The organism is Streptomyces sp. NPDC039424, from assembly GCF_055639495.1.
This window is the reverse complement of sequence record NZ_JBVKAI010000001.1, coordinates 124657-139797: the sequence shown is the minus strand read 5'-3', so window position 1 is coordinate 139797 and position 15141 is coordinate 124657. Positions and strand designations below refer to the sequence as shown.

The following is a 15141-nucleotide window of genomic DNA, read 5'->3' as shown; positions in this document are numbered from 1 at the left end:
GGAAGCGGATGAGGGGGAAGCTGCGGGGGAGGGGTCATCGGGTCCTTCCTGCGAGGGGACGGCGGGCGGACATTGACCTCAACGGAGCTTGAGGTTCTACGTTCTCTCCCATGAGCATGGAAACCACAGCGTGGACACAGTTGCACAGTGTCATGAACGCCCAGCAGGAGCGCCGCCCCTTCGCCCGGGCGACCCTGCGCCGCATCGCCGCCTTCGCCCGCCCGCACCGCCGCCGCATCGCCTGGTTCGTACTGCTCGGGGTGGTGACCGCGCTGCTGGCCGTCGCGACCCCCGTGCTCGCCGGCCGCGTCGTGGACGCGATCGTGTCGGACGGCGAGGAGAGCACGGTCGTACGCCTGGCCGTGCTCATCGCCCTGATCGCCCTGGCCGAGGCCGCCCTCGGCGTCTTCAGCAGACGGCTCTCGGCGACGCTCGGGGAGTCGCTCATCCTCGATCTGAGAACGGCTGTGTTCGATCATGTGCAGCGCATGCCGGTCGCGTTCTTCACACGCACTCGTACGGGGGCGCTCGTCTCCCGTCTCAACAACGACGTCATCGGCGCCCAGCGCGCCTTCAGCAACACCCTCTCCGGCGTCGTCAGCAACATCGTCACGCTGCTGCTCACCCTCGCCGTGATGCTCACCCTGTCCTGGCAGATCACCCTGCTCGCGCTGGTGCTGCTCCCGGTGTTCGTGGTGCCCGCGCGCCGGATGGGCAGCCGGATGGCCCGGATGCAGCGGGAGGCGGCGGCCCTCAACGCGGCGATGGGCACCCGGATGACCGAGCGGTTCTCCGCCCCCGGCGCCACCCTGGTCAAGCTGTTCGGGCGCCCCGAGGAGGAGTCGGCCGAGTTCGCGGCCCGCGCCGCCCGGGTCCGGGACATCGGCATCCGTACGGCGACCGCCCAGTCGGCCTTCATCACCGCCCTGACCCTGGTGTCGTCCCTGGCCCTCGCCCTGGTCTACGGCCTCGGCGGCTGGTTCGCGCTGCGCGGCCACCTGGAGCCCGGCGCGGTGGTGTCCCTGGCGCTGCTGCTGACCCGGCTGTACGCGCCGCTCACCGCGCTCGCCGGGGCCCGCGTCGAGATCATGAGCGCACTCGTCAGCTTCGAGCGGGTCTTCGAGGTGCTCGACCTGAAGCCGCTCATAGCGCAGAAGCCGGACGCCCGCGACGTGCCCGAGGGGCCCGTGGCGGTGGAGTTCGACGGCGTCCGCTTCGGCTACCCGGCCGCCGACAAGGTCTCCCTCGCCTCCCTGGAGGAGGTCGCGACCCTTGACGGCCGCGGCGGCGCCGAGGTCCTGCACGGTGTCACCTTCCGCGCCGAACCAGGGCAGACCGTCGCCCTGGTCGGCTCCTCCGGCGCCGGCAAGTCGACCGTCGCCCAGCTGCTGCCGCGCCTGTACGACGTCGACGAGGGCGCCGTCCGGGTCGGCGGCGTCGACGTCCGCGACCTGACCGCCGCCTCCCTGCGCGCCACCCTCGGCATGGTCACCCAGGACGGCCACCTCTTCCACGACACCGTCCGGGCCAACCTGCTGCTGGCCCGCCCCGACGCGGACGACGACGAACTCTGGGACGCGCTCGGCCGCGCCCGTCTCGACGAGGTCGTACGCTCCCTGCCCGACGGCCTGGACACGGTGGTCGGCGAACGCGGCTACCGCCTCTCCGGCGGCGAGCGGCAGCGGATGACCATCGCCCGGCTGCTGCTGGCCCGGCAGCGCGTCGTCATCCTCGACGAGGCCACCGCCCACCTGGACAACACCTCCGAGGCGGCCGTGCAGGAGGCCCTCACGGAGGCGCTGCGGGACCGTACCGCCCTGGTGATCGCCCACCGCCTGTCCACCGTCCGGGCCGCCGACCTGATCCTGGTCGTCGAGGCGGGGCACATCGTGGAGCGGGGCACGCACGAGGAACTCCTGAGCGCCGGCGGCCGGTACGCGCAGCTGTACCGCACCCAGTTCGAGAAGCGGGACGCCGAGACCGGGGCCGAGGTGCCGGCCGGGGCGTGACCGGCGCCGGGCTGGGCACCCGAGGACGGGTCAAGTACGTGCCCGTACACCCGACTTGGGAGGCAGACATCGTGTCGAAAGCGCAGATCGGAAGTGCCGTGGCCACGCTCGTCCTCGCCGCCGGACTGGCCGGCTGCGGCAGCGAGGACGGCTCCGGGGCGGGCGGCGACGCGAAGAGCGGGGCGAGCGCGACGCCGAAGGCACAGGCCGTCCAGGACGCCTACCGCAAGACCGTGGCAGCGGACACCGCCAGGATGACGGTGAGCACCAAGGCCGTCGCCGACGGGCAGGCCGTCACCGCGCACGGCAGCGGCGTGGTGGACCTGGCCGAGGGCGCCAGCCGGATGACGCTCACCTCGCAGGGCACCGAGATCGAGCAGCGCGTCGTCGACGGCGTGGTCTACCAGAAGCCGTCCGGCGGGCAGCGGGGCACCGTACCCCACGGCAAGACCTGGATGAAGATCGACCTCGCCCGGCTCGCCCGCTCCGGCTCCGCCGGGCGGACCGGGGCCAGTGACCCCGCCGAGCCGCTGCGCTACCTCAAGGGCGTCGGCTCCCGGGACGTCACCCGCCTCGGCACCCAGACCATCGACGGCACCCGCACCACCCACTACCGCGTGGCGGTGCCCGTGTCGGCGCTGGCCTCCGGCGGCACCGGCCAGGCCGCGGAACTCCGGCGGCAGCTGGGCAGGTCCTCACTGCCGGTCGACCTGTGGCTGGACGACCGGGGGCGCCTCAGGCAGGAGAGCGTCCGCCTGTCCCTGCACCCCCTCAAGGACCGGACGCCGGGCAAGCGCGACACCCAGGTGGTGAGCACCACCGTCCTGCGGTTCACGGACTTCGGTACGAAGGTGAGCGTCGCGACGCCCCCAGCCTCGGACACCGCCGACATCACCGGCCGGCTGACCAAGGCGGGCGGCTCCGCGCAGACCGGCTGAGCACGGCCGAACGCGCTCCCGAGGTGCCGGAACGTGTCAGGTGCCGCAGCCTGGATACGCGGTCAGCACGGCAGCACGGCCCGTCCGGAAGGTCAGCCACCCCATGGGCAGCGAGACGCACGACGAGATCCCCGAGATCCCAGACGACGCGACCGGACCGGCGCGCACCGCGCCACCGGCCCCGCACCACTCGGAAGTCACCCTCCGGGTGAACGGAAAACCCCACACCCTCCTCGTCGACCACCGGCGCGCCCTGCTGGACCTCCTGCGCGAGGACCTCGACCTCACCGGAGCCAAGAAGGGCTGCGACCACGGCCAGTGCGGCGCCTGCACGGTCCTGGTCGACGGGCGCCGGATCAACAGCTGCCTGCTGCTCGCCGTCACCCTCGACGGCAGCGAGGTCACCACCGTCGAGGGCCTCGCGGGCGACGGCGAGGAGGAACCGCACCCCCTGCAACGGGCCTTCCTGGACCGCGACGCCTTCCAGTGCGGGTACTGCACACCGGGCCAGATCTGCTCCGCCGTGGGCGCCCTGGCCGAGGCCGCGGCCGGTCACCCCTCCCACGTCACCGACCCCGCGGCCCCCTCCGGCCGGCCCGTGCAGCTGGACCGGGCGGAGATCCGCGAACGGCTCAGCGGCAACCTCTGCCGCTGCGGGGCCTACCCGCGCATCGTCGAGGCCGTGGAGGACGTGAACCGGTGAAGTCCTTCGGATACGTACGGGCCCGCAGCGTCGAGGAGGCCGCCGAGGCGTACGCCGCGCACCCCGGCGCCCAGTACCTCGGCGGCGGCACCAACCTGGTCGACCTGATGAAACTGGGCGTGGCCCGGCCGGACGTCCTCGTCGACGTCAGCCGCCTGCCCCTGGACACGGTCCAGGAGCTGCCCGACGGCTCGCTGCGGGTCGGCGCCACGGTCCGCAACAGCGACCTCGCGGCCCACCCGCTGGTCCGCGACCGCTACCCCGCGCTGTCCCAGGCACTGCTCGCGGGCGCCTCCGGCCAGCTGCGCAACGCCGCCACCACCGGCGGCAACCTGCTGCAGCGCACCCGCTGCCCCTACTTCCAGGACCTGTCCAAGCCCTGCAACAAACGCGAGCCCCACACCGGCTGCGCCGCCCGCGACGGCGTGCACCGCGACCACGCGGTCCTCGGCCACTCCCCGCACTGCATCGCCACCCACCCCTCCGACATGGCGGTCGCCCTCACCGCCCTCGACGCCCACGTCGAGCTGTACGGCGCCGAGGGCAGCCGGAGCGTTCCGGTGGCCGACTTCCACCGGCTGCCCGGCGACCACCCGGAGCGGGACACCGAGATCCGGCCCGGCGAACTGATCACCGGCGTGGTGCTCCCGGCCGCCACCGCGGGGGCCCCCTCCGCCTACCGCAAGGCCCGCGACCGGGCCTCGTACGCCTTCGCGCTCGCCTCCGTCGCCGTGCTGCTGCGGGTGACCGACGGCGTGGTCACCCAGGTCGGCCTGGCCTTCGGCGCCCTCGCGCACCGGCCGTGGCGGGCCCGGCTGGCGGAGGAGGCCCTGCTGGGCGCCGCCGCCACCCAGCCCGCCTTCGAGGGCGCCGTCGACCTCGAACTCGACGCCGCCGAGCCGCTGCGCGACAACGCCTACAAGGTGCCCCTCGCCCACAACCTCGCCCTGGACGTCCTGACCAGGCTCGCGCCGGCCCCCGCCAGGAGCTGAACCGGAATGTCACAGGAGAACACCATGGCCCCCACCGGCAGCGCCCTGGGCGCCCCGGCCGAACGCCGGGAAGGCCGGGAGAAGGTCACCGGCCAGGCCCGCTACGCGGCCGAGCACCCCCTGCCCGGCCGCGCCCACGCCTGGCCCGTGCCCGCCACCGTCGCCCGCGGCCGGGTCACCGCGATCGACCCGGCCGCCGCCCGCGAGGTCCCCGGCGTCCTGACCGTCCTCACCCACGAGAACGCCCCCCGGCTCGCCGAACCGGAGGACGCCACCCTCGCCGTCCTGCAGAACCCCCGGGTGCCGCACCGGGGCTGGTTCGTCGCCCTGGTCGTCGCCGACACCCCGGAGGCGGCCCGCGCCGGCGCCCGGGCGGTCCGCGTCACGTACGCCACCGAGGAGCACGACGCGACGCTCCGACCGGATCACCCCGACGCGTACGAACCCGAGGAGGCCAACGCCGGCGTGCCCGCCCGCACCGAGCACGGCCACCCGGACGGCGCCTTCGCCGCGGCCCCCGTCCGCGTGGACACCGGGTACCGGGTGCCGCCCCTGCACAACCACCCCATGGAGCCGCACGCCACCACCGCGCACTGGGACCGTGCCCGGGACCGGCTCACCGTGTACACCTCCAGCCAGGGCGGCACCACCGTCCGCTCCGTGCTCGCCGGACTGTTCGACATGCCGGAGGACCACGTCACCGTCGTCGCCGAACACGTCGGCGGGGGCTTCGGCTCCAAGGGCACCCCGCGCCCCGACGTAGTCCTGGCCGCGCTGGCCGCACGCCACACCGGCCGGCCGGTGACCGTCAACCTGCCGCGCAAGTACCTGGCCGCCGTGGTCGGCCACCGCGCCCCCACCCTGCACCGGGTACGTCTGGGCGCCACCGCCGACGGCCGCCTGACCACGCTCCTGCACGAGGTGACCACGTACACCTCCCGCGTCCGGGAGTTCGTGGAACAGGCGGCGGTCCCCGCCCGGGTCATGTACGCCGCCCCCCACCTGCGCACCTGCCACCGGGCCGTACCGCTGGACGTGCCGAGCCCCTCCTGGATGCGCGCCCCCGGCGAGGCGCCCGGCATGTACGTCCTGGAGTCCGCGATGGACGAGCTCGCCGACGCGCTCGGCGAGGACCCGGTGGAGCTGCGGATCCTCAACGAACCGGACCGCGAGCCCGACAGCGGCCTGCCGTTCAGCAGCCGGCACCTGGTGGAGTGCCTGCGGGAGGGCGCCCGCCGTTTCGACTGGGCGCGCCGCGACCCGCATCCCGCGGTCCGGTCCGAGGGCCCGCTGCTCATCGGCACGGGCGTGGCCGCGGCGACCTACCCCGTCCAGGCCATGCCGTCCACCGCGACCGCCCACGCGCTGCCGGACGGCACCTTCGTGGTGCGGATCAACGCCGCCGACATCGGCACCGGCGCCCGTACCGTGCTCGCGCAGGTGGCGGCCGACGCCCTCGGCGTACCGCTCGAACGGGTGCGCAGCGAGGTCGGCCACAGCGACCTGCCGTCCGCCTCGCTGGCGGGCGGCTCCTCCGGCACCGCCTCCTGGGGCTGGGCCGTGCACGAGGCGTGCACCCGGCTCGCCGCCCGCCTGGCGGGCCACACCGGGCCGCTGCCCGACACCGGTCTCGCCGAGCGGGCGGACACCACGGGCCGCGCCGACGCCGACAGCCCGTACGCGCGCCACGCCTTCGGCGCCCACTTCGCCGAGGTCGCCGTCGACACCGTCACCGGCGAGGTCCGGGTACGCCGGCTGCTCGGCGTCTACGCGGCCGGACGGATCCTCAACGCCCGCACCGCCCGCTCCCAGTTCGTCGGCGGCATGACCATGGGCCTCGGCATGGCGCTGACCGAGGGCAGCACCATGGACGCCGCCTTCGGCGACTTCACCGAGTCGGACCTCGCCTCGTACCACGTGCCCGCGCACGCCGACGTGCCCGACATCGAGGCGCACTGGATCGAGGAGGACGACCCCCACCTCAACCCCATGGGCAGCAAGGGCATCGGCGAGATCGGCATCGTCGGCACCCCCGCGGCCATCGGCAACGCCGTCCACCACGCCACCGGCATCCGCTTCCGCGAACTGCCGCTCACCCCGGACCGGGTGCTGACCCGGCTGTCGGGGCCGTGACGACGTTCCGCGTTCCGGCTCCGGTCGGCGGACAATGGTGGATCCGGACACGAGAGACGGCAGCCTGGGAGATGACATGCCGATCAGCCGGCTCGGACTCGTCGTGCACGCAGGCCGTCCCGAGGCGGTGTCAGGGGCACGGACCGTGCGTCAGTGGGCCGCACGGCACGGTATCGACTGCGTCGACATCGACGTGTGGCACCAGGGAAGCCGCCGCAGCGCCCGCGAGGAGGCGCGGGCCGCGGGCAGCCCCGACCTCATCGTGACCCTCGGCGGGGACGGCACCTTCCTGCGAGGAGCGCGCATCGCCGCGAAGAACAACGTCCAGGTGCTGGGCGTCGACCTGGGCAAGGTCGGCTTCCTGACCGAGACCCCGGTCGCCGACGTGGAGCGGGCGCTGGACGCCGTGCACGCCGGGAGGTCCGCCTGCGAAGAGCGCATGACCCTCACGATGCGGGCGTCGAAGATGCTGGAGGTGCCCACCGACATGGAGGAGATCCTCTGCTACGGGCGGGGACCCGCCCTGCCGCCGCCGCGGCCACGGACCGACCTCCCCGAGGACGACATCTGGGGGATCCCGCTGGACGTCACCGCGCTGAACGACGTCGTGGTGGAGAAGCTGGCACGGGACCGCCAGGTCAGTGTGGGCGTCTACATCGCCGGACGGCTGCTGGCCTCGTACTCGGCCGACGGCGTCATCATCGCCACCCCGACGGGCTCGACCGCCTACAGCTTCGCCGCCGGGGGACCCGTGCTCTCCCCCCGGATGCGAGCGGTGATCTTCACCCCCGTGGCCCCGCACATGACCTTCAACCGCACGGTGGTCGCGGGCGCGGACGAGGCGATCGCCCTGCGGGTGCTGCCCCACTCCGGCCGTGCCGCGGTGAGCGTCGACGGGCAGCCACGGGGCATCCTCGACCCCGGCGACTGGATCGGGGTGACCGCTGCGCCCGAGCCGCTGCGCCTGGTCCGGCTCGCCCCCGCCGACTTCTACGGGCGGCTGCGCGGGCGCATGCGGCTCACCGACGCCCCGGCCACGGCCGCGGACGGCGAGGCGGCACCCCTGTTCAGGCCCACCGGCCCGGTCCCCGACGACGTACGGGAATGATTGCCCCGGCCCGCTGGTTGGAGGGGACATGCCCAGTCGAACCTGGGTGTGAGGGAAGGAAGGACCCCATGGCACGCACCACCGCCCGCCCGGTCGTCAGGCTGAGGTCGACCGCCGGTACCGGTGTCACCTACGTGACGCGCAAGAACCGTCTCAACGACCCCGACCGGCTCGTCCTGCGCAAGTACGACCCCGTGGTCGGGCAGCACGTCCCGTTCCGCGAGGAACGCTGAGGCAGGCCGCCAGGGCCGTTCACCCGAACAGACGGACGCCTACCAGGGCACTTCCCCGTTTTCGTCCTGGAAGGTTCCTGTCGGGCCGTCCGCGTCGAGAGTCGCGAGACGCACGACGACCCTGGCGCTCTCCTCCGGCGCCCTTCCGATTCCGAATGCCGCGGTCAGGTCGGTCGCGGTGGTGCCGGGCTCGACCGCGTTGAACTTGATGCCCGGCTGGGACTTGGCGTACTGGACCGTGAGCATGGTGGCCGCGGACTTCGAGGCGGAGTAGAGAGCCAACGGCAGGTTGAACTCCGGCCGGTCCGGATTGGTCACCGCCCAGAACGACCCGGCACTGCTCGAAACGGTGACCACGGTCGGGTTCGAGGATTTACGCAGCAGGGGAAGCGCCGCCTCCGTGACGCGCACGATTCCCACCGCGTTGGTGTCGAAGGCCCGAAGAGCCGTCGGACCGTCGGTGACTCCGTCCCCCAAGATGCCCGCGTTGTTCACCAGGACGTCGAGCCGGCCCTCGGCCGAGTCGATCGTCGCCAGCGCGCTGCTCACCGATGCGTCGTCGGTCACGTCGAGCTGCACGAATCGTGCGCCGAGCGCCGCCGCTGCCTTCTCGCCTCGCTCGACATCACGCGCGCCGATGTAGACGACGTGGCCCAACGCCAGAAGCTGTCTGGCTGTCTCGAAGCCGATTCCCTTGTTGGCCCCGGTGATCAGTGTGATGGTCATGTGTATCCCCACGAGTGATGTGGCCCGAGTGGGCCGTTGTCGGTGCCCGGACTGTTCTTTGCGTCGCTGTCGCTGATCCGGGAGGTCAGCCGGCCAGCTGCCGGAGGAGTTCGCCGGCGTCGTGCAGGGCGGTCATGTGCACGAACCGCCCGTCGCGGACCTGGTAGATGGCGTACTCGACGATCTCGAACGAGGCGCCGGTGGGAGCAACACCGAGCCACTCCTTCACCGGAGTACCGGTGTTGACCAGACGCGCGGCGAGACGGTCACCGTCGAAAAGCAGTTCCTTCAGCTCCCAGTGGAGGTCCGGAACCGCGTCCACGTCATGCTTCTGAACCGCGATGAGGTCGTCCCGGGTGGCCGGCTCGCCGTTCAAGGTGGTCCGGTCGTTGATGAACTCGTCCATACCGTCGAACTCGTGGGCGTTGAGCGCCTCGATGTACCGCAGGTAGAACGCGTGCAGATGACCGTCGGACATGAAGACGACCCTTCTGTGGGGCAGTTCCCGATCGGAGCTGCAACCGGATGTCGATGACACGCGACGCCCTCCACGGCCTCGCCGTGCCAGCCATTGCTGAAGCGACGGTGCCCCTAGACTTCTGCAGCGATCGCTGCGGAAGTTGAACGTTAGCACTTCTGCAGCGATCGCTGCAGAAGCGGTAGACTGCGGGAGTGGAGAGGAAACGGAGCAGCCCGATCGGCCGACCGCGAGGATTCGACGCCGACGAAGCTCTCGAGCGCGCCATGCTGGTCTTCTGGAAGCACGGCTACGAGGGGGCCAGTACGGCCTGCCTGACGAACGCGATGGGCATCTCCACCACCAGCATGTACGCAGCCTTCGGCAACAAGGAAGAGCTGTTCCGCAAGGCCCTGGAGCGCTACACCGAAGGCCCGAGCGCCTACCTGCCCCGTGCCCTGGAGGAGCCGACCGCACTCGACGTCGCCACCGCGATCCTGGCCGGCACCGTCCGAACCACCACCCGCCCGGCCAATCCCCACGGGTGCCTGGGCGTCCAGGGCGCCCTGACCACCAGCGACTCCGGCCAGGAAGTCCGTGCCCTCCTCGTCGCCTGGCGCAACACCGGCTACTCCCGCATCCGGGAGCGGTTCCAGCGAGCCGTCGACGACGGCGACCTGCCTCCGCAGACCGATCCGGGGCTACTGGCCCGCTACCTCACCACCTTCGCCTACGGCATCGCCGTACAAGCCGCCAGCGGTGTCAGCCGCGACGAACTCCAGGAACTGGCCGACGCCGCCCTGCGCAACTGGCCGCCCTCCTGAGGCCAAGGCGCGGCCGATGCCAACCGCGCCTCCCGACGAAGCGAGACTGAGGATCCTGCTGTGCACCGAGGGCACCCTGACGGTGACTGGGCTGACGCCGACCGGGCTTGCCTGCGTGCGGGGGTGGGCTCCTCCTGGTGGGAGGAGCCCACTTCATGGGATGTGTGCGGGGTTATTCCGTGCGCAGGCCCGCCGGGCGCATCATGCGCAGTAGCGGCGGCAGGCTGAGCAGCGTGACCACGCCGACCACGGCCGCGCCCACGCCGGTCATGGTGAGCACGCTCGCCCAGTCCATGGTCACCGGTGTACGGGTCATCTTCAGCAGTACCGCGCCGAGGGTGACGCCCACCGTCGTGGCCAACGCGAGACCGAGTCCGACCGGGAGGGCTGTCTGCCACAGGACGGACAGGCTGAGTGTGTGGCGCCGGGTGCCGAAGGCGACCAGCGCGGAGAGCAGCTTCCTGCGTTCGCGCAGCTGTTCCAGCTGGGAGACCAGCAGGCTCGCTCCGATCAGTGCCAGCACGAAGGCGGAGCCGACGAACAGGCCGGTGCGGATGGAGGTGTACTTGGCGTCCTCCTGGGTCGCCGACCAGCCGAAGGTTTGTGCCAGGGGGTCGACGCGGGCGGCGACGTTGCGTACGTACTCCCGTGAGTCCGGCACCGAGGGGTCCAGACGCAGGTAGACACCGTCCGAGAACACCGCGGGCGCGGCCTTGCGGGGCAGGGCGGCGGGGGTGACCAGCAGACTGGTGTAGTCCTGCAGTGAGTCCTTGCGCGCGTTCACCGCGCGGATGTTCGCCGGAACGGTCCAGGGCACCTCGAGGCCGCGTTCGGCGCCGTCGTACGACGGGTCGATGTAGAGCTGCCGACCGGGCTTCACCAGGGCGATTTCGGATGCGTTGCTGGGGTCCGAGTAGCCGCTCCGCGTTCGCGTGATGAACACGTCACCGTCCTTGCAGGAGGGCAATGTGGCGAGTTCGCGCAGGGCGGCGCAGTCGCCCACGGTCAGGCCGTTGCTGTTCTCCGGGTCGCGACGTGCGTCCCCGTACTGGGTCCGGGCCAGGGCCACCGCGGCCCGGACCCCCTTGGTGCCGGTGAATTCGCGCTCGATGCCGGGCAGCGGCTTGGGGCCGCTGAAGTCGACCTGCATCTGGACCCGGCCGGGGTCCTGGCCGGTGCTCTCGGTGTACTGGCTCTGCGTTCCCGTGAAGAGCATCTGCAGCGCGATGGCCCCGGCCACCGCCACGGCGATGCCGTTGACCATGCGGGCGGCAGTGCCGCTGCTCAGCTGCAGCCGTCGCACGGCCAGCTGCCAGGACAGCGGGCCCTTGCCGAGCCGGGCGACGACCGCCTCCACGACCCAGGGCAGCAGGGCGGTGATGCCGATCAGCAACATCAGGACGCCGCCGATGACGAGGTACTGGTTGAAGTTTCCGTTCTTGCGGCCTTGGCCGATCATCGGGTAGAGCATCCCGAGGCCGGCCAGAGTCGGCAGCAGCCGCCACCACAGCCGGCGGCGGCTCTGCTTGGCGGCGCGCACGACACCGAGGGGTTCGACGACCACGCCGCGCATCGCGAGCAGCGTGACCAGCACCGCGGCGACCGGCACCGCCACCGCGACCAGCGCGGCGAGCGCGGGAGCGGGGTCGAGGTAGCGGGGCCAGACGCTCACGCCCAGCAACTCGCCGGTGCCCAGCCTCTGGCGGCCGAGCAGGAAGAAGCCGGTGCCCACGGCCAGGCCGAGCAGGGCTCCGGCCAGCGCCTCGCCCGCCGCGATCCGCCGGGTCATCCCCCGGTCGGAGCCGACCAGGCGCAGCGCGGCGAGGCGGCGGTCGCGGCGTTCGCCGCCGAAGCGGACGGCGGCGGCGATGAACACGGCGACCGGCGTCAGCAGCACCACGAACACGACCAAGACCATGAGCAGCAGCACCGGGTCGGTCTTCTCGGTCGTCGCGTCCGGTTTGCCGAACTTGGCCAGCCGCGTCACCAGGGAGGAGTCCGTGAGCTTCAGCCCCGAGGCGCCCGCGTAGTAGGCCAGTTCGTGCGAGCCGATCAGCCCGCTCTCGCCGATCGTGCCGGTGATCTTGTACGGCAGGCGCTCCCGCAGCAGTTTCGCGTCGTCCGAGTCCAGCAGGTCCTTGAGCGCGGGGGAGACCACCATCTCGCCCTTGTCCGGGAAGCGGTCGACCCCCGGGGGCAGCGGCGCCCGCCTGCCCTCGGGTTCGACGAACCGGCCCTGGATGTCGTCGTCGTGCCAGGTGGTGTCGGCGTCGGCGATCAGGAGAGTGTTGTCGGCCTTGGGCGGGACCGTCCGGGAATACATGTCGGCGTAGCGGGCGTCCTCCACCTTGCTGCGGGAGGCGAACACGTTGGGCATCGCGGTGCACAACAGGAGCAGGGCCACGCCGAGACCGACGCCGACCGCTGTCAACGTCATGCGGACCCAGCCCTCGCGGCCGCCGGTGACGGCGAACCGGGCCCCCATGGCCAGGTCTCTGGACCACTGCCGCGGACTCATATGGTGCGCTCCATGTCCCGGGACTTGCCGTCGCGTACGACGATCTCGCGGTCGGAGTAGGCGGCCACCCGTGTCTCGTGGGTGACGAGGACGACGGCGGCGTTGGTGGAGCGGGCCGCTTCGGTGAGCAGTTCCATCACGCGCTCGCCGTTGGAGGAGTCGAGCGCGCCGGTCGGTTCGTCGGCGAACAGCACCCGGGGGCCGGTGACCAGCGCGCGTGCCACGGCGACGCGCTGGCCCTGGCCGCCGGAGACCTCGCCGGGCCGCTTGTCCAACAGGTCGTCGACCTCCAGGCGTTCCATCCAGCCGAGCGCCGCCCGCTCGGCTTCCTTGCGGGAGGTGCGGTTCAGCCTGAGCGGCAGGGCGACGTTCTCCACGCAGGTCAGTTCCGGTACGAGCTGCCCGAACTGGAACACGAAGCCGAACTCGGAGCGGCGCAGCGCGCTGCGCTGGGCGTCGCTCATCGTCGTCACCTCGCGCCCGTTGTAGGTGATCGACCCGGAGTCGGGCGGCAGGATGCCCGCGAGGCAGTGCAGCAGCGTCGACTTGCCGGAGCCGGAGGGGCCCATGACGGCGACGACTTCGCCGGGGTGGATGGAGAACTCGGCGCCGTCGAGGGCGTGGGTGTGCCCGTAGGTCTTGCGCAGGTCCTGCGCGGCGAGCAGGGAACCAGGGGGAGAAGTCGTCATGGGGTTACGGCCTCACGGAGTTTGTCGAGTCGGGCGGCGGTCAGCTCCAGCCAGCGCAGGTCCGCCTCCAGGTGGAAGAGGGCGTGGTCGCAGATCAGCTGGTCCGCCAGATCGCCCTCGCGCTTGCGGTCGGTCAGGATGCGCATGCTGCGCAGGTGCTCGGAGCGTTGGGTGTCCAGGATGTCGGCGGCGTCCCGGTGGGTGAGCAGCGCGAGGACGACCTTGGTGTAGAGGGCCGACTGGAGGTACTCCTCCGGCTTCTGCGGGGTCGCGAGCCACTGCTCCACGTCGGTGATGCCGGCGTCGGTGATCGCGTAGCGCTTGCGCTCGGGCCCGCCGCCGGCCTCGATCCCGTCGACTTCGACGAGGCCGTTCTTCAGCAGCCGGGACATCGTCGAGTAGACCTGGCCGTAGTGCAGCGGCCGGTCGTGACCGAACGTCTCGTCGAAGGCCCGTTTCAGGTCGTAACCGTGTCGCGGGCCGGACTCCAGGAGCCCTAAAAGGGTGTGACCGATGGACATGGGCACACTATACACATCGTGTATACGCAGCATGTATACGCCGAGTGTGTAGCTCGTGGCGGGGTGTGCGTCCGTGCAGGTGAGGGAGGGAAGGCGCCCCTTGTCGTGATCCCGAAACGGGCCGATCCCGAACCGCCCGGCCCATGGCGGGGCCCGTGGACGGGCGCTGCGACGGTGTTCGCCCGGGAAACTTTGCCGACCTGTCTGATGACGCATCAGGTGAGTCGGGTGAGAAGCCTGCTCGCCGAGGCGCACGATGTTCTGCAAGGCCTTCGGCTGGAAGGCGTGCCGGTGTACAGTGAAGGACGCCTTTGACCTGCACAAAGCAGGCAGGGAGCCGTCTTCCAGGAGTCCAAAGTGCTGCGTACTCTGTTCAAGTCCAAGATCCACCGAGCCACCGTCACCCAGGCCGACCTGCACTACGTGGGATCGGTGACCATCGACGCCGATCTCCTCGACGCGGCGGACCTGCTGCCCGGCGAGCTCGTGCACATCGTCGACATCACCAACGGCGCCCGTCTGGAGACGTACGTCATCGAGGGTGAGCGCGGGTCGGGGGTCGTGGGGATCAACGGGGCCGCCGCCCATCTCGTCCATCCCGGTGATCTGGTGATCATCATCAGCTACGCTCAGGTGACAGACGCCGAGGCGCGGGCGCTGGAGCCGCGGATCGTCCACGTCGACCGCGACAACCGGATCGTGGCCCTCGGCGCCGACCCGTCCGAACCGGTGCCGGGCTCGGACCAGCGGCGCAGCCCGCAGGCCGTGTCGGCCTGACCGACGCCACCAGGAGCGTGCCCATGAGCGACATCGAGATCCGCGACGACCGGGCGGCGGGGCGCCTGGAGGCGGTGGCCGGCGGTGAAGTCGTCGGCCGTATCGAGTACTTCGTGCTCGACGCCCCCGAGCGCGCGCTCGTCCCCGTGCACACGATCGTCGAACCGGCGCACGAGGGGAAGGGCATCGCCGGCTCCCTCGCCCGCGAGCTGTACACGATCGCCGAGCGCGAGGGCATCCCGGTGGCCCCGCTGTGCCCGTACGTCGTCAAGTGGGCCGAGCGGCACCCCGAGGCCGCTCCGGCGCCCGCCCCGGAACTGCTGCGCGCCGCGAAGGACTGGCTGGTGGCACACCCGGGGCGGTTCTGAGGAACACGCCACCGCGTCTGTCTGTTCGATAAGCCCGACGGGTGAGTGGCCGAGCGGGGGCCGGGTAGGTGGGGGAGTAGTCCAGAGCCGATGTCGAGTGACTGGCCGGAGGACACCATGACCACCCCGTACCCCGAACCGGTCC

At 71.8% G+C, this 15141-nt stretch carries 15 protein-coding genes; 10 read left to right on the top strand and 5 right to left on the bottom strand.

Annotated elements, in window-relative coordinates; genetic code table 11:
• The first annotated feature begins 116 nt into the window (after positions 1–116).
• From ACZ7L0_RS00685 to rpmG, 7 genes are all read left to right on the top strand, one after another.
• Positions 117–2009, top strand: a complete 1893-nt coding sequence (locus ACZ7L0_RS00685; protein WP_471240952.1) for an ABC transporter ATP-binding protein — start codon at positions 117–119, stop codon at positions 2007–2009.
• 71 nt (positions 2010–2080) lie between these two features.
• Positions 2081–2947, top strand: a complete 867-nt coding sequence (locus ACZ7L0_RS00680) for an SCO4651 family lipoprotein (protein ID WP_471240192.1) — start codon at positions 2081–2083, stop codon at positions 2945–2947.
• Between the two features lie 103 nt (positions 2948–3050).
• A complete protein-coding gene (locus tag ACZ7L0_RS00675) occupies positions 3051–3650 on the top strand; it encodes a 2Fe-2S iron-sulfur cluster-binding protein (RefSeq protein WP_471240191.1) in 600 nt (199 codons plus the stop codon).
• Positions 3647–4642, top strand: coding sequence for an FAD binding domain-containing protein (locus tag ACZ7L0_RS00670; protein ID WP_471240190.1), 996 nt, complete (start codon positions 3647–3649; stop codon positions 4640–4642). Before ACZ7L0_RS00675 ends, ACZ7L0_RS00670 begins: the two co-directional genes overlap by 4 nt.
• 6 nt (positions 4643–4648) lie before the next feature.
• Positions 4649–6775, top strand: a complete 2127-nt coding sequence (locus ACZ7L0_RS00665) for a xanthine dehydrogenase family protein molybdopterin-binding subunit (RefSeq protein WP_471240189.1) — start codon at positions 4649–4651, stop codon at positions 6773–6775.
• Between the two features lie 76 nt (positions 6776–6851).
• Positions 6852–7883, top strand: coding sequence for an NAD(+)/NADH kinase (locus ACZ7L0_RS00660; protein WP_471240188.1), 1032 nt, complete (start codon positions 6852–6854; stop codon positions 7881–7883).
• 68 nt (positions 7884–7951) lie between these two features.
• A complete protein-coding gene (gene rpmG / locus ACZ7L0_RS00655; RefSeq protein WP_471240187.1) occupies positions 7952–8116 on the top strand; it encodes a 50S ribosomal protein L33 in 165 nt (54 codons plus the stop codon).
• A 39-nt stretch (positions 8117–8155) separates the two neighbouring features.
• Here rpmG and ACZ7L0_RS00650 read toward each other — a convergent pair whose 3' ends face one another.
• Positions 8156–8842 (bottom strand): SDR family NAD(P)-dependent oxidoreductase, encoded by a 687-nt coding sequence (locus tag ACZ7L0_RS00650; protein ID WP_471240186.1) that lies wholly within the window; start codon positions 8840–8842, stop codon positions 8156–8158.
• 85 nt (positions 8843–8927) lie between these two features.
• Positions 8928–9320, bottom strand: a complete 393-nt coding sequence (locus ACZ7L0_RS00645; protein ID WP_471240185.1) for an ester cyclase — start codon at positions 9318–9320, stop codon at positions 8928–8930.
• Positions 9321–9514: 194 nt separating this feature from the next.
• On the opposite strand from ACZ7L0_RS00645, the gene ACZ7L0_RS00640 reads away from it, so the two are divergent.
• On the top strand, positions 9515–10123 hold the full coding sequence (locus ACZ7L0_RS00640; RefSeq protein WP_471240184.1) for a TetR/AcrR family transcriptional regulator: 609 nt from the start codon (positions 9515–9517) through the stop codon (positions 10121–10123).
• A 172-nt stretch (positions 10124–10295) separates the two neighbouring features.
• Here the strand turns inward: ACZ7L0_RS00640 and ACZ7L0_RS00635 are convergent, their stop codons facing one another.
• The 3 genes from ACZ7L0_RS00635 to ACZ7L0_RS00625 are packed head-to-tail and all read right to left on the bottom strand — an operon-like array spanning position 10296 to position 13851.
• Positions 10296–12641 (bottom strand): ABC transporter permease, encoded by a 2346-nt coding sequence (locus tag ACZ7L0_RS00635; RefSeq protein ID WP_471240183.1) that lies wholly within the window; start codon positions 12639–12641, stop codon positions 10296–10298.
• Positions 12638–13330: an ABC transporter ATP-binding protein gene (locus tag ACZ7L0_RS00630; protein WP_471240182.1), complete on the bottom strand. Its 693-nt coding sequence runs from the start codon at positions 13328–13330 to the stop codon at positions 12638–12640. Before ACZ7L0_RS00630 ends, ACZ7L0_RS00635 begins: the two co-directional genes overlap by 4 nt.
• Positions 13327–13851: a PadR family transcriptional regulator gene (locus ACZ7L0_RS00625; RefSeq protein WP_471240181.1), complete on the bottom strand. Its 525-nt coding sequence runs from the start codon at positions 13849–13851 to the stop codon at positions 13327–13329. Before ACZ7L0_RS00625 ends, ACZ7L0_RS00630 begins: the two co-directional genes overlap by 4 nt.
• Positions 13852–14208: 357 nt before the next feature.
• Here ACZ7L0_RS00625 and panD point away from each other — a divergent pair, with 357 nt between their 5' ends.
• The gene (gene panD, locus ACZ7L0_RS00620) at positions 14209–14628 is read left to right on the top strand and encodes an aspartate 1-decarboxylase (protein ID WP_471240180.1); all 420 of its coding nucleotides are present in this window, start codon (positions 14209–14211) and stop codon (positions 14626–14628) included.
• Between the two features lie 23 nt (positions 14629–14651).
• The gene (locus ACZ7L0_RS00615) at positions 14652–14996 is read left to right on the top strand and encodes a GNAT family N-acetyltransferase (RefSeq protein ID WP_471240179.1); all 345 of its coding nucleotides are present in this window, start codon (positions 14652–14654) and stop codon (positions 14994–14996) included.
• The last annotated feature ends 145 nt before the right edge of the window (positions 14997–15141 follow it).